The following is an 18,945-nucleotide window of genomic DNA, read 5'->3' as shown; positions in this document are numbered from 1 at the left end:
TTCAGCCGCAGTCAGGCGCGCTCGAGGGCGCGCGTCACCATGTCGTTGGGCGCAATCCGAAGCAGGTGCGGCAGCCAGCCCACGGCCATGTCGCGCTCTCCGGCGTGCAGCAGGCCGTTGGCGCAGGCCGACAGCGTGTCGGCCAGTTCCGGATGGTCGGGCGCGGTCTTCAGCAGCACGCGGCACAGCTTGTCGGCGTCCTGGAACTGGCGCACGCGCGTGAAGCGGCGGGCCAGGCGGGCCATGTCGTCGGGCTTGAGGCGCGCGCCCGGCTTGGCCTGGTCGAGGTAGGTGGTGTAGCTGGCGTGCTGCAGCGCCAGCGTGTCGGGGTCGGTGGCGGGCAGGCGGAAGATGCGGCGCGCAGCCTGGTGGAAATCTTCGCTCGCGGGCTGCAGCCGCGCGGTGTTGAACCAGGCGCGCAGCGTGTCGGTGTCGCCGGGGCGCAGGGCGGCGGCGGCGCGCCATTCGGCGCAGGCGGGTTCGAACTTCATGGCCGCCGACAGTTTGCGCGCGGCGGCGACGTGCTGTTCGAAGCGATCGTCGTCGGTCACCATTTCCGATTTCACGGTCTCGGGCGTCTTGACGCGGCCCAGCCACATGGCACCGGCCATCAGCGCGGCGCCCGTCAGCAGGCCGCCCAGGTGGGCCATGTAGCCGACGCTCTGATCACCCCACCATTGCTGCATCAGTTCGTTGGCGATCCAGGCCGGCAGCAGCAGGAGGGCGGGCGCGGTGACGTAGTTGAAATAGAAGAAGAGCTGGTAGAAGAACCGGATGCGCCGCAGCCGGTACATCACGGCGTACATGCCCATCAGCGCCGAGATCGCACCCGAGGCGCCAAGGCCGTGGCCGCCGTTGCCGGCATAGGCCCAGCCAGCCAGCAGCGAAGAGCCGACGGCACCGAGCAGGTAGAAGGCCAGGTAGGTGCCGCGCCCCAGCGCCAGTTCGACCGAGAAGCCGAACAGGAAGAGGAACAGCATGTTGCCCAGCAGGTGGCCGGTGTCGGCGTGCAGGAAGGCCGCGGTGATCCAGGTCCAGGGCTTGAGCTCGGCGCCCTTGTTCTGGTCGAGCGACCAGCGCTCGGTGAAGGGCGCGGGCCGCATCGCTTCGTACTGCTGGCGGTCGCGTTTCCATTCGGCGTAGCGCGGGTTCGCGGGCGTGATGACTTCGTCGGCCTGCAGCTTCTGCAGGAACTTCCTGTCGTTCTGCAGGCCGTCCAGCAGCTGCGGATGGGTTTCCTCGTGCGGCAGCATGCGCCGAGCCTGCTTGCCGCGCTGGGGGTCCGTCTTTTCGAGCCACGCCACGAAGGGCGGCAGCTCCAGCTCGGGCAGCACGCTGTTCACGTAGTAGTGGGCCGCGCGCTCCTCGGCCTTTTCCTCGCTGCGCTGCGGCCCCCAGAACACGATCATGTTCACGAGGATCAGCAGCACCGTCATCCACGGTGGATTGCGCCAGCTCGGTTTATTTTCGAGCGGGATGGCGTAGAACAAGTGGGGCCTTGGGCGTCAGGCCAGCCGGACGCGATGGCGCGCGATCTGCGCCTTCACTTGCGCCGGCGCGGTGCCGCCGAGGATGTTGCGCGCGTTGAGCGAGCCGCGCAGGCTCAGCACGTCGTACACGTCCTTCTCGATCTTCGGGTTGAACTGCTGCAGCACGGCCAGCGGCAGCTCCGCGAGGTCGACCTTGTGCGAGGTGGCGGCCTTCACCGCATGGGCCACGGTTTCGTGCGCGTCGCGGAAGGGCAGGCCCTTCTTCACGAGGTAGTCGGCCAGGTCGGTGGCGGTGGCGTAGCCGCGCAGGGCGGCGGCTTCCATGGCCTCGGGCTTCACCGTGATGCCGCCGATCATCTCGGCAAAGATGCGCAGCGTGTCCTTGAGCGTGTCGACGGTGTCGAAGAGCGGCTCCTTGTCTTCCTGGTTGTCCTTGTTGTAGGCCAGCGGCTGTCCCTTCATCAAGGTGATGAGCGCCATCAGGTGGCCGACCACGCGGCCGGTCTTGCCGCGGGCCAGCTCGGGCACGTCGGGGTTCTTCTTCTGCGGCATGATCGAGGAGCCGGTCGTGAAGCGGTCGGCAATCTGGATGAAGCCGAAGTTCTGGCTCATCCAGAGAATGAGCTCCTCGCTCATGCGGCTGATGTGCACCATGCACAGGCTGGCGGCGGCGGTGAATTCGATGGCAAAGTCGCGGTCGCTCACGGCGTCCAGGCTGTTCTGGCACACGCCGTCCATCTTCAGCGTCCTGGCGACCAGTTCGCGGTCGAGCGGGTAGCTGGTGCCGGCCAGCGCGGCGGCGCCCAGCGGCAGGCGGTTGACGCGCTTGCGCACGTCCTGCAGGCGCTCGGCGTCGCGGCTGAACATTTCGACGTAGGCCAGCATGTGGTGGCCAAAGCTCACCGGCTGCGCCACCTGCAGGTGCGTGAAGCCGGGCAGGATGACTTCGACGTTCTTCTCGGCGATGTCCACCAGCGAAAGCTGCAGCGCCACCAGCAGTTCGGCGATCAGGTCGATCTCGCCGCGCAGCCACAGGCGCACGTCGGTGGCGACCTGGTCGTTGCGGCTGCGGCCGGTGTGCAGGCGCTTGCCGGCGTCGCCCACGAGCTGGGTCAGGCGGGCCTCGATGTTCAGGTGCACGTCTTCCAGGTCGAGTTTCCACTCGAAGGCGCCCGATTCGATTTCAGCGCGGATCTGCGCCATCCCACGCTCGATCTCGGCGTGGTCCTGCTTGGCGATGATCCCCTGTGCGGCCAGCATGCCGGCATGCGCGAGAGAACCTTCGATGTCGGCCTGCCACAGGCGCTTGTCGAAAAAGACGCTCGCGGTGTAGCGCTTCACGAGGTCGCTCATGGGTTCGGAGAACAGGGCCGACCAGGCTTCGGATTTCTTGTCGAGTTGGTTTTGAGTCATGGGAGCCGTGGTAGAGGCAATAATGGGTCGGTTACCCGATGTATCTGTGATGCGCAATCCGGCGATTTTATCGGCCACCTCCACCCCCACGCCTGCGGCCCCGCCGGAAAGAGGGCGTTTGCCTGCGCGCGGCAGCCCGGGGCTGTTCGACGCCTGCCAGATCGGGGTGGTGCTGCGCGCGGTGCTGTTCGTGGAGGCGCTGGTGGCGACCGCCACGCTGTTCGTGTCGTCCTCCCCCGGCGAATGGCTGGTGCAGACCGCCACCGTCACCGGGGGCGCGCTGCCTGCCACGCTGCTGTGGCTGGTGGCGGCCTGCGGGCTCAAGAAGCCGCTCGGGCGGCTGCCGCGCCAGGCGCAGTACGCGGCCGGTGCCGCGCTGGGCGCCGTTTCCTCGCTCTATGGCTGCGGCCTGTTGCGGCTGACCGGCGTGCTGGGCACGGCGCCGTGGCTCGCCAGCGCCGTGGCGGGCGCCTTCATCGCGGGCATGGTGATGGCGGCGATGGTGCTGCGCGCGCGCGGCCAGACGCCGGCCGCCATGACGGCCCGGCTGGAGGAACTGCAGTCGCGCATCCGCCCGCACTTCTTGTTCAACACGCTCAACAGCGCCATCGCGCTGGTGCGGGAAGAACCCGCCAAGGCCGAAACCATGCTCGAAGACCTGGCCGAACTGTTCCGCCAGGCGTTGGCCGATCCGGGCGAATCGGGCACGCTGGCCGACGAGATCGCGCTGGCCGAGCGCTACCTGGCCATCGAGCAGGTGCGCTTCGGCGACAGGCTGCGCATCCGCTGGGACCTCGACGCCGCGGCCAGCAGCGCCAGGCTGCCGCCGCTGCTGCTGCAGCCGCTGGTCGAAAACGCCATCAAGCACGGCGTGGAGCCCAGCCCCGAGGGCGCCAAGCTGCGCATCCGCACCGAGCGCCGCGGCAGCGTGGTGGTGATCGAGGTGGTCAACAGCCTGCCGCCGCTGCGCTGGGCCGACGAACCCCTGCCGCGCGGCCATGGCATCGCCTTGGCCAACGTGCGGGACCGGCTGCGGCTCCTGCACGACATGCAGATGCAGTTCAGCGCCGGCATGGACCAGAAGAACTACCGCGTGCGCATTGCCATTCCCGCCGAATCATGACCCTCAAGACCCTGATCGTTGACGACGAAGCCCTGGCCCGCTCGCGCCTGCGCACGCTGCTGCGCGACTGCCGCTCGCCCGCCGCCGAAGTGGTGGCCGAGGCCGCCCAGGGCGCCGAGGCGCAGCAGCATCTGGAGAGCATGGCGCTCGACCTGGTGCTGCTCGACGTCCACATGCCCGGCGTCGACGGCATCGAGGTGGCGCGCGCCCTGCGGGGCCGGGCCGATGCGCCGGCCGTGGTGTTCGTCACCGCCCATGCGGCGCATGCCGTGACTGCCTTCGACCTCGATGCGGTCGACTACCTGACCAAGCCGGTGCGCGCCGAGCGGCTCCAGCAGGCGCTGCAGAAGGCCGAGCGCTTCCTGAAGGAGCGGCGCGCGCTGCAGGCCGACGCGCTGCAGGAAAGCGTGCTCATCCAGGACCGCGGCCGTGCCGAGCGGGTGCCGCTGTCGGAGGTGCTCTACCTGAAGTCCGAGTACAAGTACCTCACGGTGCGCACCGCCACGCGCAGCCACATCCTGGACGGTTCGCTGAACGAATTCGAGGAGCGCTATCCCACGCGCTTCCTGCGCGTGCACCGCAATGCGCTGGTGGCGCGATCGGCCATCCGCGCACTCGAAAAATACGACGACGGGGAAGACGCCGAAGGCTGGGCCCTGCGGCTCGACGCGATTCCCGAACCCGTCGCGGTGTCGCGGCGACAATTGGCTGCAGTGCGCGAAGTGCTGAAGGAAGCGCGATGACCGATGACCACAAACCGGCCGGCGATGCCCCGGCCGCGCAGCCGCCCCCGGAGCCGCCGCCATCGCCGGCGGAGCCCCCGGCCGAGGTGCCGCCGGAGCCCGTGCTGGAATCCCCGCCCGAAGCCGTGCCGCCCGAGCTGCGGCCGGAGCCCGAACGCCTGCTGCTGCACATGCCGGTCGACGTGCGCAGCGCCTCGCTGGTGGTGCTGGCCGTGCTGGCCGCCGTCTTCGCGCTGCGATGGGGCCAGGCCGTTTTCATCCCGCTGATGCTGAGCCTGCTGCTGACCTACGCGCTGTCGCCGCTGGTCGACCGGCTGCATCGCTTGCGGCTGCCGCGCTGGATCGGCGCGGCGCTGATCCTCGTCGGCCTGTTCGGCGGCGTGGGCTGGACCGGCTATTCTCTCTCGGGCAGCGCCACGCAACTGGTCGACTCGCTGCCCGTCGCGGCCCAGAAGCTGGGGCAGGCCATGCGCCGGAACAAGAGCGCCAGCGCCACGCCGCTCGAAAGCGTGCAGCAGGCGGCCGCGCAGCTTGAAAAGGCGGCCGAGGAAAACTCCGCGCGCGTCGCGGCCCGCAAGGGCGTGGCGCGCGTGGTCATCGAGCGGCCATCCTTCAACGTGCGCGACTACCTGCTGAGCGGCACCGTCGGACTGCTCGCGGCGATCGGGCAGCTCACGCTGGTCGCCTTCCTGACCTACTTCGCGCTGTGCTCCGGAGACACCTTCCGGCGCAAGCTGATCAAGATCACCGGCTCCAGCCTGCAGAAGAAAAAGGTCACGGTGCATGTGCTCGACGACATCACCCGCAACATCGAGCGCTACCTGCTGGTGCAGATCCTGATCAGCGGCCTGGTGGGCGTGGCGACGGGCCTCGCCTTTTGGGCCATCGGAGTCGAGAACGCCGCCGTGTGGGGAATCATCGCGGGCGTGACCAACCTCATTCCCTACGTCGGCTCGGTGATCGTGCTGGTGGCCGCGGGGCTGGTGGCCTTCCTGCAGTTCAACAGCCTCGAGATGGGCATCCTGGTGGCCGGCGTGTCGCTCGCCATCCACACGCTGGTCGGCAACCTGCTGATGCCCTGGCTCACCAGCCGCACCAGCCGCATGAACCCGGTGGCCGTGTTCGTGGGCGTGATCTTCTGGGGCTGGCTCTGGGGCGTGTGGGGGCTGCTGCTGGGCATTCCCATCACCATGGTGATCAAGTCGATCTGCGACCGGGTCGAAGACCTGCAGCCGATCGGAGAACTGCTCGGGGAGTAGGGCCTCATCGGGCGCGCCGGCCGCGCTCCAGCCGGCCGAAGCGCACGATCATCCACGGCCCCAGCAGCGCGCCGAGCCCGACCGAACTCCACGCCGCCACCCAGCTGTACGTGCTGCCGAGGCCGAAGCGGGTCTGCCCCCAGTCCAGCGCAAGGCCGAACACCCACGGACTGAGCGCACCTGCACCGAAGCCCATCACCGAGCGCACCGAGTACGCCACGCCCAGCCGGTGCGGCGCCACCACGTCGGCCAGCGCGGTCGAATAGACCGAAGAGTCCGCGATCGCCAGCAGGTTGTAGATGGCGGCTGCCGCGGCCAGCAGCCACAGCGGCCAGGTCCACATCCAGCCGAACGCGAAGGACATGCACAGACTCATGAGCGTGGCGGCCATCATGATGCGCGCGCGGCCGAAGCGGTCGGACGCGGCACCGCCCCCGATGCTGCCGAACACGCTCACCAGGTGCGCGAACGCCGCCAGCGCAATGCCCGCGCCCTGCCATGGCGCGGCGCCGCCGGCCGAGGCAACCAGGTAGGCCGGCAGCCAGGCCCACAAGGCCATCAGCTCCCAGCAATGAAAGGCATAGGCCCAGTTGCCGGCCATGGCGGGCTTGTCGCGCACTGTCTCGGCCAGCGCATGCCAGGTGCCTTCGCGCGGCGTTCCTGTACTGGCGGGCGGCGTGGGCGGCCGCATGCGCCGCAGCGCCGGCACCGTCAGCAGCGCACCCGCGAACGTGCAGCCTGCGGCCACCAGCAGGCCGAGCCTCCAGTGCTGTGCGTGGCTGAAGGCCGCCACCACCGCCAGCGACAAGGCGTAGCCCATCGATGCCGAACCAAGGAAGAGACCCATCGCCCGGCCGCGCACCGCAGGCTCGGCGTTGCGCGCGAGCAGCTGCAGGCCCGGCGTGTACGAGGCGCCCGCGCACAGCCCGGCCAGGCCGTAGAGCAGCAGCGCCGAAAGATGGTCATGTGCGAAGACGGCGAAGGCCAGTGCCGAGCATGCGCTGATCGCGCTGCCGATGAAGAAGACGCGGTGCGGGCCGTAGCGGTCGGCCAGGAGACCCACGGCGAACAGCGAGCTCATGTAGCCGACGTGCCATGCGCTCTGGATCGAGCCGGCCTGGGCGGCCGTCATGTGCCAGTCGGCCATCATAAAAGGCAGCACGCCGGAATAGGCGGTGACCACCATGGCCTGCAGCAGCCGGCTCGCGCACAGCAGCGCGAGCCATCCGCGCGCGGGGGCCAGTTCAGCGCAGCGCACGTTGCATGAGCACGGTGTCGACCCACTGCCCGAACTTGAAGCCGACGTTGCGCAGCACGCCCACCGTCTCGAAGCCCAGGCCCTGGTGCACGCGCTGCGAGCCGGCATTGGCGCTGTTGCCGATCACCGCCACCATCTGCGTGAAGCCGCTTTCGGTGCAGCGCCGGATCAGCTCCTGGAGCAGCGCGCGGCCGATGCCATGACCCTGCAGGCTTTCTGCGACATAGATCGAATCTTCCACCGTGTGGCGGTAGGCGGAGCGGCTGCGGTAGGGGCTCGCATAGGCGTAGCCGGCCACCTCGCCGTCCTTCACCGCGACAAGGTAGGGAAGGCCGCGCGCAAGCACCGCGGCGCGGCGCGCCTGCATCTCGTCGACGCTGGGCACTTCTTCCTCGAAGGAGCACAGGTCGTGCAGAACGTAGCGGCTGTAGATGGCCTGTACCGGGGGCATGTGGTGCGTCCCGGCGTCGAGGATTTCGGTGGAGGCGAGAGCTTGGGTGGCTTGAACGGGCGAAGGCATGGTCCGGATCTTGACGCTGCCGGGTCAATAAGTGAAGCTTCGCCAACTGATGCAAGCGATAAGAAATACTTTGGATAAGACGCTGAACCTCGACCAGCTCCGGTCTTTCGGGCTGGTGATCGAAACCGGCAGCTTCTCGGCCGCGGCCGACCGGCTCGGCCTGACCCAGCCCGCGGTGAGCCTGCAGATCCGCCAGTTGGAGCGCCGGCTCGCGGTGCGCCTGGTCGAGCGTGTCGGCAAGCGCGCCAAGGCCACGCCGGCCGGCGCGGAGTTGCTGCGGCACAGCCACCAGATCGAGACCGCGGTGGAAAACGCCATCGACGCGCTGGCGGACCACGCGAGCGGCATCACGGGCCGGGTCCGGCTGGGCACCGGCGCCACCGCCTGCCTGTATTTCCTGCCGGCCGTGCTGCGCAGCCTGCGCGAGCAGTTTCCGGCGCTCGGCATCGTGGTGAGCACCGGCAACACCGACGACCATGTCCGCAAGGTGGAGGAGAACAGCAGCGACCTTGCGCTGGTGACGCTGCCGGCCGCGGGCCGGTCATTGAGCGTGATGCCGGTGCTCGACGACGAGTTCGTCGCCATCGGCTGCAGCGACCTTGCGCCGCTGAAGGCGCGCGTGGCGCCCGCCCACCTGGCCGCGCTGCCGCTGGTGCTGTTCGAGCCCGCGGCCAACACGCGCAAGCTGGTGGACCGCTGGTTCGCGGCCGAAGGCCTGCAGCCGCAGCCCGTCATGGAGCTGGGCAGCGTCGAGGCCATGAAGGAGATGGTGGCCGCGGGGCTGGGCTACGGCATCGTGCCGCGCATGGCGATGACGGGCCGCGGCGCGCACCCGGGCCTGAAGATCAGCCGCCTGAACCCTCGCATGCACCGCACGCTGGCCGTGGTGATCCGGCGCGACAAGCCGGTCAACAAGGCCCTGCGCGTGGTGCTCGATGCAATCCTGGCGGCCGGCGCACAGGCCGGCAGCGTAGCTACTCGGCCGAAGTAGCCAGCGCGACGCCGCCGCGCGCCCGGCCCAGCGTGCCGACGATCAGCGCCGCAATCAGCACCAGCACGCCGCTGAGCACCATCGCACTGGAGATGCCGTAGCTGTCGACCGTCACGCCGCCGATCAGCGCGCCAGAAGCGATCGCCACCTGGAAGCCGCTCACGAGCAGGGCCTGGCCGGCTTCGGGTGCGTCGGGCACGGCCTCCATCATCCAGCCCGTGAGCGCGACCGGGATCAGGCCGAAGGCCACGCCCCAGATCACGACCACCACCGCGCCGGGCACGAAGCCGGCGCCGATCACCGTCGACAGCAAGAGCGCGGTGGCGAGCATCAGCGCCGCCAGCAGGGTGGTACCGCGCACGCTGCGCGCCACCAGGCTGCCGCCGAGGAAGGTGCCGACAAAGCCCACGGCGCCATACACCAGCAGCAGCGTCGAGACCGAGTTGGGCGCGAGCCCGAACACCTGCTGCAGCAGCGGCTTCAGGTAGGTGTAGGCCGCGAAGTGGCCGGCAATGAAGAACAGCACCGCGAGCAGGCCGACCTGCGCCATGCGGCGCGTGAGCGGCGTGAGCAGGTCGCGCGCACCGATGGCGCGCGCCGGCGGTATGGCGGGCAGCAGCCACAGCTGCACCAGCAGCACCGCGGCCGCGAGCGCACCGGTCACCGCGAACGAGGCGCGCCAGCCGAACAGCGTGCCCAGGAACGAGCCGGCAGGCACCCCGAGCACGGTGGCTGCGGACACGCCCGCCAGCACCAGCGACATGGCGCGTGCCTTGGAGGCGTCCGGCACCAGCTGCGTGGCGGCGGCCGGCGCGAAGGTCCAGAAGCCGCCCACGCACAGGCCGAGCATCAGGCGCGCGACCAGCATGGTCGCGAAATTGGGTGCAAAGGCGGCCAGCAGGTTCGAGGCGATCAGCAAGGTGGTGAGCGCGATCAGCACGGTGCGCCGGTCGAGCCGGCCCGAGGCGACGATCAGCGCGGGGCCGGCAAGGGCCGCCAGCACGCCGGGCATGGTGATCATCAGGCCGGCCGTGCCGTCGGACACGTTCAGGCCGCGCGCGATGTCGGTCAGGAGGCCGATGGGCATGAACTCGGTCGAGACCATGGCAAAGGTGCCGACGGCGATCGAGCCGACTGCAAGCCAGGCGGAGCGGGCGGTCTTGGCCGGTTCGGGCGCAAGATCGTCGATGCAGGGGTTGCTGCTGGGTGAATTCGTCATGGGAAGGGGTCCTGAACCGTGTCGGCAAGCGCGTATCGACACGTTGTTGCGAAAGGCTTCCCAGTGTCGGAGCGGACAGGTCCGCCACCAAGGGGCCTGCCGGCAGTAGTCAGTTTCCCTGCGGCGAACAATCGGCCCTTTGGCCGTTCGTCGCCTTCCTAGATGACTGCCGGGCGAAGTTCCAGCACCCGCCCATCGGCGATGAACGAGTCGCCCACCAGCACGCGAAAGGTCACACCTGCGGGAAACCGCGCTCCTGCGGTCTCCGGCGACAGCAGTTCGATGTCGAGCGCATGCGGCTTTCCCCTTGCCAGCACTTCTCCCTGCGGCACCAGCCAGCGCGCGGAGAAGCCTTCGTTGTCGACCACCAGCGCGCAGCGATATTCGCCCGGGGCCAGCGGCACGTCGTGCGAAGGCAATGCCGGCGGGCGCAGCGTGATCTCGGCCAGGAAGTGGGGCGTGAACGCGCGCGCCGCATCGAAGGTCGCGGGCACGGCCGGCGACGCGCGCCGCGGCAGCTTGCCGATGAGCCAGGCAATGACGTTGCCGATGATCGGCACCCACAGCACCATCAGCAGCGTGCCGATGTCGCGCGTGGTCGTGCCGCGCTCCGCGTAGTGCCGCACGAGCGCCCCCCCGACCGCCAGGCACAGCAGGATGACGACGATGAGCTTGCGGCGGGACTGGATGGTGGTCATGGACAGGCAGGTGGAATCGGCCTGCGACCTTAACTCACGTGCAGCACCGCATCCGCCGGCAGCGCCTGCCAGTCGATCCATTCGCCGATGGCCGCATGGTGCGTGGGCGTTCCGGCGGCATCGGGTGTTCCCCATTGCAGCGTCAGGCGCTGCTGTCCGAGCCGCAGCGCAATCTCGAAGCCCGGCCAGTGCGCGGGCACGCGCGGCGTCAGCGCGAGCATGCGGCCCTTCACGCACAGGCCCAGCAGTGTTTCGACCGCGGCGCGGTGCAGCCATGCGGCCGAGCCCGTGTACCAGCTCCAGCCGCCGCGCCCGACATACGGCGCGGCGCTGTAGATGTCGCCGGCCATCACGTAGGGCTCCAGTTCGTAGGCGGGCCCGCGCTCGCGATGCATCGCGCGGTGCGCCGGGCTCAGGCCCTCGAAGCTGCGCCATGCCGCTTCGTGGTCGCCCTGCAGTGCCTGCGCCATCAGCGCCCACACGGCGCCGTGCGAATACTGTCCGCCGTTCTCGCGCACGCCGGGCGGGTAGGCCTGGATGTAGCCGGGATGGTTGGCCGAGCGGGCAAAGGGCGGCGCCAGCAGGCGCAGCAGGCCGGCCGGCTCGTCGTGCAGGTGCTTCTTGACGGCGGCCATCGCCGGGCCGGTGTGGGCGTCGTCCGATGCGCCCGAGAGCACCGACCACGCTTGCGCGATCAGGTCGATGCGGCACTCGTCGTTGGCCGATGAACCGAGCGGCGCGCCGTCGTCGAAGAAGGCGCGGCGGAACCAGGCGCCGTCCCAGCCGGCGTCGTGCAGCGCGGCGATCCAGCCGCGGCGGGCTTCGTTCCAGCGCGCGGCCCTGGCATGCTCGCCGCGCGCCTGGGCGATCGGCGCGTATTGCTCGACCACGCTGCACAGGAACCATGCCAGCCAGACCGATTCGCCGCGGCCCTCGTGGCCGACGCGGTTCATGCCGTCGTTCCAGTCGCCGGTGCCCATCAGCGGCAGGCCGTGCACGCCGGTCTTCAGGCTGCGGTCGATGGCCAGCGCGCCGTGCTCGAACACGGTGGCCGTGCGGCCGCTGTGCTGCGGCGCATAGTAGGCGTCCTCGGCGCCCTCGGGAATCGCGGGGCCTTCGATGAACGGGGCCGCATGGTCGAGCAGCGCTGCATCGCCGGTCACCTCGACGTAGTGCGCCGTCGCAAAGGGCAGCCACAACAGATCGTCCGAAAAATGCGTGCGCACGCCGGCGCCGCCAGGCATGTGCCACCAGTGCTGCACGTCGCCTTCGGGAAACTGCCGCGCCGCGTTGACCAGGATCTGCTCGCGCAGCCGCGAGGGATCGGTGAGCGCGAAGGCCATCGCGTCCTGCAGCTGGTCGCGAAAGCCGAAGGCGCCTCCGGCCTGGTAGAAGCCGGCCTTCGACCAGAGGCGGCAGGCCAGCGTCTGGTAGATGAGCCAGCGGTTGACCATGGCGTCGAACAGCGGATCGGGCGTGCGCACCTCGAGGCGGCCCAGCAGCTCGTCCCAGAAGCCGCGAGCCTGCGCCAGGGCTTCGGGCACGTCGCGCTGGCGCCAGCGGCGGGCGAGAGCGAGCGCCGCATCGGCGTCGTCGGCGTGGCCCAGAACGAAACTGAAACTGGCGCTCTCGCCGGCACCGACGACCAACTCGCCACCGATGGCCGCGCAGGCGTCGAGCCCGCCGCCGGCGCGCTGCGCCAGCGTGTCCGGCACTTCGACGATGCCGCGCCCGGCGAAGAATTCGTTGCGGTCGCAGGTCCACTGCGTCGCGCCCGGCAAACCCGCCAGCAGCAGGAAAGCCGTGCTGCCGCCGAATCCCGTGCTCGATTCACGCTGCTGGCCGAACACCGCGGGCTGGTCTTCGGGCTTCCAGCAATGAACGGTCCGCCGTTCGCCGCGCGCAGCGCCGAGCTGCCACTCGACCATGCCGAGTGCGCGCAGGCGCCGCGGGCCGGAACCCTGGTTGTGAACACGCACGTGCACCAGCTTGACAGCGTCGTCCCGGTCCGCGAAGAAGGTGGTCTCGAGTGCGAGTTCCTGTTGCCGGCATTCGAAGACCGTGTAGCCCTGGCCATGCCGCACGCGGTGGCGCACTTCGCCGCCATCCCCCGCACCCTGGCCCGCCGGCGTGAGCGGCAGCAGCGCGCCGGAGGCCGCATCCTGCAGCAGGTAGTGTTCGAAGGCCGGGTCCTGCACCGGGTCGTTCGACCATGGCGTGACCTGGTGCATGCGGCTGTTGCCGGCCCAGGTGAAGCCGGTGCCCCATTCGGACACCTGGAAGCCGAAGCCGGCATTGGCGATCACGTTGATCCAGGGGCGCGGCGTGCGGTGGCCGGCGCCGACCTCGAAGCGGAACTCGCCGCTCTCGGCATCGAAAGTTCCCGCGGGGGCTTCCGCGGAAGGCGCCGCCGCGGGCCGTGCCAGCAGCGCGGCACGCGACGATGCGGACGGGATCTCGGCGTCCGCGCTGGCGTCGACCCGCGCCTCGTGCAGCGCCGCCACCTGCATTTCGAGCGAGCGCCCGTCGGCGGTGAACACCACGCGTGCCAGCTTCGAAAGCGCAGCCTTCTCCGAGGGCGCCACGTCGTGGTCGCGCAGCAGGTAGAAGCCCGCCGTGTCGTTGCGCGGAAAACTGTTCTGGGTCTGCTGCGCGACGCGCAGGCACAGGGTTTCGATCTCACGCTGCAGCGGCATCAGGTAGGAATTCGGCTCGCTGTTGAGCACCACCAGGTCGCAGGCGACGCCGCCAAAGCCCCACCACGGCTGCGCGCGCAGCAGTGCATTGAGGAGCCCCATGCCGTTCATCGAATGGATCGCGACCAGCACGATGGGCTTGTCGCCCGAGATGCCGAAGCGCCAGATCTGCCGCCGGTCGATGAGGCCGCGGTCCTTCATCCCGCGCGGCGTGGTGTAGGTGAGGATGGTGGTCAGGTCCTGCAGCGCGAAGGTCTGGACCGGTGCGATGCTCAGGTCGCGCAGCCGCACCTGCGCCAGCGTGGCGGCCATGCGCGTGGCGCGCTCCACATGCATCGGCTCCTGATAGCGGTCGATCCTGGGCATCAGCGCCTCGATGCTTTCGTCGGCGGCGGTCGCGAAGCACAGCCGCGCAGTGGCGCCCGGTGCGATCGACAGGCGCACGCGCAGGCAGGCAATGGGATCGAGTCCGTTCACCGGCGTGCCGTCGGCGGCCAGCGGCTGCGTATCGAGCGCGGGGCTCGCGAGCGAGCGGTTGCGGCCGATGAAGGCGCGCCGGTCGGTCATGCAGTCGATGGAAATCACATGGGCATCGACCGAGGCTAGGAAGTGCGCGGCGGCCACCATCGGGTCGCCATGCAGGCGCGGCTTGCGTGTCAGCAGCAGCGCGCGCCACGCGGGCTCCCAGTGCGATTCGACGAACAGGTTGGCGAAGGCCGGATGCGCCTCGTCGGCCTTGGGATACGACAGTACCGGCTCGAAGTAGGAGACGAGCTCGAGCGTGCGGGTCTGCATGCCGGCGTTGTGCAGCGTGATGTTGCGCAGCTCGGTGTCGTCTTCGGGGCTGATCAGCACCGTGGTGCGCACTTGCAAGTCGTCGCCGGCCGCATCGAACTGCACCTGCTCGGCGAGAAAGCGGGTGCGGTAGGTCCAGCCGGCGCCGGGCGCGGGCAGGGCGGTGAGCGAGACGAGTTCGTGCTTTTCTCCATGCTTTTCGATATTGCGCAGATAGAAGAAGGTGCCGTGGCCGTCGCGCAGCGGATCGTCGCGCCAGCGGGTCACGTTGAACGCGTGCCAGCGGCTCACGCCAGCGCCGTTGGCGCGCAGGGCCACCGTGTAGCGCCCGTTCGACAGCAGGTGCGTGGGCTGGAAGCCGGACACCGTCGGGTCCACCGAGCGGGGCTGGAACAGCGGCGCCAGCTCGGCCATGCTGGGCTCGGGCGGCGTGCGCGGGTCGGCGCTGCCGATGATCTGCCGCGGCGTGCGTTCGTGCAGCAGCGACTCGTGCGCCTGCACCAGCGCGGCGCTGCCGAACCAGCGGCGCGGCGCCTCGGCGCGCAGCACGTGGCACAGCGCCACCAGCGACATGCCCTGGTGGTGCGCCATGAAGTTGCGCACTACGGTGAAGCGCTGGCCATCGGCCTGGCGCGAGGTGGTGAAATCCACCGCGTCGTGAAAGCCGAACTCGCCGCGCGCGCCGAGCGATTCGAGCAGTTCCAGGTTGGCCACCGCCGCGGCCGGTGCCAGCACGGCGGCCATGGCGCTCGCATAGGGCGACACCACGCGGTCGGTGGGCGGCGTGCGGCGCAGCGCGAGGCGCGGCACGCCGAAGGGCGAGTACTGGTAGGCCAGCGAATGGTCCTGCGCGAAGTAGGCCGATTCCGAAACACCCCACGGCATGTTCAGCGAACGGCCGAAGGCCTGCTGCTCGGCGATGGCCGCGCTGTTGGCCACCTGCAGCAGGCCGTCGGCGGGTTCGGGCATCACGAGCGCGGGCATCAGGTACTCGAACATCGAGCCGGACCACGACTTGAGCCCGGGCTGGAAACCCACCAGCAGGAATGGCCGGCCCAGCGCCATCCAGTGGCGGCGAGGTACATCCCCCTTCGCAATCGCCAGGAAGCTCAAGAGGCGCGACTCGGAGGCCAGCAGATCGTAGTAGCTCGCGTCGAGCACGTTCTCCTCGACGCGCAGGCCGATGTGGAACAGGTGCCGCTTGGGGTCGTAGAGGCCGCTGAAATCCATGCCGGCGTGCAGCGCATCGCAGCGCTGTGCGAGTGCCTCCAGCGCGGGTTCCTCATGGCTCTGGCAGCCTTCCGCAGCAAAGGCGCGGCAGGCCTGCGCCACGGCCACCAGGTGGCCCGCGAAGTTGCCGCTGTCCACGCTGGACACATAGGCCGGCGGCAGCAGTTGCAGCGTTTGCGTGTGGTACCAGTTGAAGAGATGGCCCTGGTGCTTCTGCATGCGCTCCACGGTGTCGAGCGTGGCGGTGATGCGCGCGAGCAGCACTGCGGTGTCGATCCAGCCGAACTCGCGCGCGCAGCAGGTGGCCAGCAGGTACATGCCGATGTTGGTCGGCGAAGTGCGGTGGGCGATGGTCGGCTGCGGCTCGAGCTGCAGGTTGTCGGGCGGCAGGTGGTTGTCTTCCGGGCCGACCACGTGCTCGAAGAAGCGCCAGGTGTCGTGTGCGAGTTTCTCGAGGTAGCTGCGTTGTTCGGCGTTCAGCGGATCGGGCACCTGCACATCGACGCGGCTGCTCCACCAGGCCGCGAACGGCGCCAGTGCCCAGGCCACGAACAGCAGCGGCCCGGCCACCGGATAGGCGCTCCAGCGCGCCGCCACCAAGGCCAGCGCCAGGCACAGCACGCTGCTGAGGGCGGCATTGCGCAGGAAGGGCGGCAGCTGCTGGCTGGCTTGGGCCTGCGCCTGTGCCGTCGTGGTCCATTGGAGCAGGTGCCTGCGGCTGACTGTCAGCCGCCATGTCGCAAGGAACATCGCATCGAGCAGCAGGCGCGTCTGCGCCGCCAGCTGTACGAACTGCCAGGCCGCGCCTGCCATGGCCCGCAGCAGCTCGACCGCGCCGACATCGAGGAAGTGGCGCAGCTCGATGGCGCGGCGCGTCGGCACCAGCCCGGCCAGGGCACCGAGCAGCGGGCCGAACGTGAGCGCCGAGGCGACCGCGGCCAGCGCCCATCCGAGCGGCATGGCCCGCGTGAAGACCACGAGCACCAGCAGCGCGAAGGAGGCGGGCACCACCAGCGAGCGGCGCAGGTTGTCGCCCATCTTCCAGAGCCCGAGCGCGTTGATGCCGAAGTGCCTGGCGCGCCACAGCAGCGGCAGCAGCTGCCAGTCGCCGCGCACCCAGCGGTGCACGCGCGATGCGGCCACGCCCGAGTGGTGCGGGTGGTCCTCGATCAGCACCACGTCGCTCACCATCGCGCAGCGCGCGACCGTGCCTTCGAGCAGGTCATGGCTCAGCACTGCGCCTTCGGGCAGGCGCCTGTCGAGCGCGGCATGCACTGCGCACACGTTCAGCAGGCCCTTGCCGGTGAAGGAGCCGCTGCCGAACACGTCCTGGTAGATGTCGGACGCGCCGCTGCCGTAGGGGTCGAGCCCGCACTGCCCGGCAAACATCCAGTGGAAGAACGAGCGCTCGCTGTGCATCGGAAACGGCGTCACGATGCGCGGCTGGAGGATGCCGAAGCCCGCGACCACGCGCCGGCTTTGCGCGTCGATTTCGGGCGCATTGAGCGGGTGGGCGGCAATCGACACCAGCTCGCGCAGTGCGCCGGGCGGCAGGCCGGTGTCGCTGTCGAGCGTCAGCACATAGGGCGTTGGTCCCGGGGCCAGCTGCTGGCCCGGTGCAAGCGGCAGAAAGCCGCTGGCGTCGCCGGTTGCCAGCAGGCGCAGCAGCATTTCGAGCTTGCCGCGCTTGCGCTCCCAGCCCATCCAGCGCTCCTCGGTACCGCTCCAGCTGCGCGGCCGGTGCAGCAGCAGAAAGCGCGAGGCCGCGCCGGCGGGCGCCGGATATTTCGCATTGAGCGTGGCAATGCGCGCAATGGCATCGTCGAGCAGCGCCGCGTCTTCCGGCAGCGAGGCCTGGGGCGCGTCGGCCCAGTCGGTCAGCAGCGCGAACTGGGTGTGCGCCTCGCGATTGGCGAGCCAGTGCAGTTCGAGCCGATGGGCGAGCTGCGCGGTGTTCGCAGGCGAGCTCAGCAGCGTGGGAATGACGACCAGCGTGCGATGCCGCTCGGGAATGCCGGCCGCGAAGTCGAGGCGCGGCAGCGCCTGCACCCGCACCGACTCGGCCATGATGCGCTGCGCCAGCGCGATCAACGCCTCCGAGAGCGGCCATGCGAGCAGCGCCATCGCCGCGAGGGTGGTCCAGCCGCGAGGCTGCGGCAGGCCATGCGCCACGGCCGCCAGCAGCCACGCGGTGCCCATGACGATGAAGAGCACATAGGCCGGCAAGCGCCAGCCGCGGCGGCTGCGTCGCGGCCGGACCTCTGCCGGACGGTCGGCACGGCCCACCGCCGCGTCGGATTGCAGTGCCGCGACCAGCGCGCCGCGCCCCTGGCCGAACAGGTAGCAGCCGGCGGTGCCGTCGGCGCGATCCGTGCCGGCGCTTGCGTCGTCGGCCGGCGCAGCGGCCGCGAGCCGCACCACGGCCTGCGCCACCTCGCGCTCGGACCGGCCGCTGTCGCGCGCGACCCGCTCCATCGCATGCGTGATCTGCTGGCGTGTCAGCTCGCTTTCGCCTGCGAAGCTCGGCAGTTCGCGCAGCACGCGCAGCGAACGGCTCACGGGTTCGATCAGGTCGCTCCACTCGACCTGGCCGATCATGCGCAGCGTGGTGATGATGTTGCCGACCGTGAGGTTGGCGGCGGCCTGCGCGTTCTGCGCCTCACCGATCAGCGCCGGCCCGTTGGGGCAGTGCTGTTCGGTCCAGCGCACCAGCGCCGGCACGTTCTCGCCATGCTCCACCGGCAGGCGCTGCCAGAGCTGCGTGAGGTAGACGTCCTGCAGGTTGTGGCTTTGCAATGCGCGGTACAGCGTGTCGAGGTCTTGCGCCGACAGGTGCGGCGCTGCGTCCCACACCGCGTGCGCTATTTCGCGCGCCACCTTGTTCTCCGCAATGCTCTCGGCCAGGCGGCGCAGGTTCTCGAGCAGCACCACACGCAGGGTGGTGGGCAGCGCCCACAGCTCGCCGAGCGTGAGCTCGTCGATGTCCTGGTAGGCGTTGAGAAAGGCGGTGAACAGCGTCTTGTCGAGCACGCTGTCGGTATGGGACACGTAGGCCCACGCCATGCCGTAGACGCGCGGCAGGCCCGCGAGCGGCGGCGTGGCGAGCTTGGGCAGGCGCGCGTAGTAGCTGCGCGGTACGCCGTCGTGGATTTGCTGGAGCTGCGCTTCCACCAGATGGAAGTTGTCGAGCAGCCATTCGGCCGCGGGAGACACATAGCGCCCGCTCTGCGAGATCAGCGCGATGTAGTCGAAGGCGTTGCGCAGCGATTCGAGGTTCTCGTCCACGCGCGGAAAAAAGGGTGCACCCTCGCGCGCGCGGCGCGGGTCGAGTTCGACCACCTGGGCGCGGGCCAGGCTGTGGCCGTGCTGTTCGAAACGCTGGACTCCGAAGAGCTCGGCGCGGATCGGCGGCGCCACCGGGTCGTGGGGCGCAAGGAGCAGCGCGCGCGCGTATGCACTGAGATCTGCGAGCCGATCAACGACAAAGGCGGCGCTCATCGCGCCGCCTTT

11 protein-coding genes are annotated in these 18,945 nt (G+C 69.8%); 4 read left to right on the top strand and 7 right to left on the bottom strand.

The features are described from left to right. Positions 1 to 11: 11 nt before the first annotated feature. Both L1081_RS13720 and argH read right to left on the bottom strand, forming a co-directional pair. Positions 12 to 1,490: a rhomboid family intramembrane serine protease gene (locus tag L1081_RS13720; protein ID WP_489412699.1), complete on the bottom strand. Its 1,479-nt coding sequence runs from the start codon at positions 1,488 to 1,490 to the stop codon at positions 12 to 14. 15 nt (positions 1,491 to 1,505) lie between these two features. Beyond that, entirely contained in the window at positions 1,506 to 2,903 is a 1,398-nt protein-coding gene (argH, locus tag L1081_RS13715; protein WP_489412698.1) for an argininosuccinate lyase, read from the bottom strand. A gap of 22 nt (positions 2,904 to 2,925) precedes the next feature. On the opposite strand from argH, the gene L1081_RS13710 reads away from it, so the two are divergent. Genes L1081_RS13710 through L1081_RS13700 form a run of 3 tightly spaced genes read left to right on the top strand, consistent with a single transcriptional unit; the run spans position 2,926 to position 6,028 of the window. After that, positions 2,926 to 4,026: a sensor histidine kinase gene (locus L1081_RS13710; protein ID WP_124957226.1), complete on the top strand. Its 1,101-nt coding sequence runs from the start codon at positions 2,926 to 2,928 to the stop codon at positions 4,024 to 4,026. Then, positions 4,023 to 4,769, top strand: coding sequence for a LytR/AlgR family response regulator transcription factor (locus L1081_RS13705; RefSeq protein ID WP_489412697.1), 747 nt, complete (start codon positions 4,023 to 4,025; stop codon positions 4,767 to 4,769). Before L1081_RS13710 ends, L1081_RS13705 begins: the two co-directional genes overlap by 4 nt. After that, positions 4,766 to 6,028, top strand: coding sequence for an AI-2E family transporter (locus tag L1081_RS13700; protein ID WP_489412696.1), 1,263 nt, complete (start codon positions 4,766 to 4,768; stop codon positions 6,026 to 6,028). The genes L1081_RS13705 and L1081_RS13700 overlap by 4 nt, the downstream gene beginning before the upstream one ends. A gap of 4 nt (positions 6,029 to 6,032) precedes the next feature. Here L1081_RS13700 and L1081_RS13695 read toward each other — a convergent pair whose 3' ends face one another. Beyond that, the gene (locus tag L1081_RS13695) at positions 6,033 to 7,286 is read right to left on the bottom strand and encodes an MFS transporter (protein ID WP_489412695.1); all 1,254 of its coding nucleotides are present in this window, start codon (positions 7,284 to 7,286) and stop codon (positions 6,033 to 6,035) included. Then, positions 7,273 to 7,806, bottom strand: a complete 534-nt coding sequence (locus tag L1081_RS13690) for a GNAT family N-acetyltransferase (RefSeq protein ID WP_489412694.1) — start codon at positions 7,804 to 7,806, stop codon at positions 7,273 to 7,275. The genes L1081_RS13695 and L1081_RS13690 overlap by 14 nt, the downstream gene beginning before the upstream one ends. 49 nt (positions 7,807 to 7,855) lie before the next feature. Here L1081_RS13690 and L1081_RS13685 point away from each other — a divergent pair, with 49 nt between their 5' ends. Beyond that, positions 7,856 to 8,797, top strand: coding sequence for a LysR substrate-binding domain-containing protein (locus tag L1081_RS13685; RefSeq protein ID WP_489412693.1), 942 nt, complete (start codon positions 7,856 to 7,858; stop codon positions 8,795 to 8,797). Here L1081_RS13685 and L1081_RS13680 read toward each other — a convergent pair. The 3 genes from L1081_RS13680 to L1081_RS13670 form a co-directional block, all read right to left on the bottom strand. Next, positions 8,781 to 10,016 (bottom strand): MFS transporter, encoded by a 1,236-nt coding sequence (locus L1081_RS13680; protein ID WP_489412692.1) that lies wholly within the window; start codon positions 10,014 to 10,016, stop codon positions 8,781 to 8,783. The genes L1081_RS13685 and L1081_RS13680 overlap by 17 nt on opposite strands. Positions 10,017 to 10,174: 158 nt before the next feature. Continuing rightward, positions 10,175 to 10,714 (bottom strand): hypothetical protein, encoded by a 540-nt coding sequence (locus L1081_RS13675; protein WP_489412691.1) that lies wholly within the window; start codon positions 10,712 to 10,714, stop codon positions 10,175 to 10,177. 29 nt (positions 10,715 to 10,743) lie between these two features. Next, positions 10,744 to 18,933, bottom strand: a complete 8,190-nt coding sequence (locus tag L1081_RS13670; protein WP_489412690.1) for a GH36-type glycosyl hydrolase domain-containing protein — start codon at positions 18,931 to 18,933, stop codon at positions 10,744 to 10,746. Positions 18,934 to 18,945: the final 12 nt, after the last annotated feature.

It is taken from the genome of Variovorax sp. MSC1_012 (assembly GCF_023667525.1).
Classification (GTDB): domain Bacteria; phylum Pseudomonadota; class Gammaproteobacteria; order Burkholderiales; family Burkholderiaceae_C; genus Variovorax; species Variovorax beijingensis_B.
Note: the sequence above shows the minus strand (reverse complement) of the source record. Positions and strands in the feature narration are given on the sequence as shown.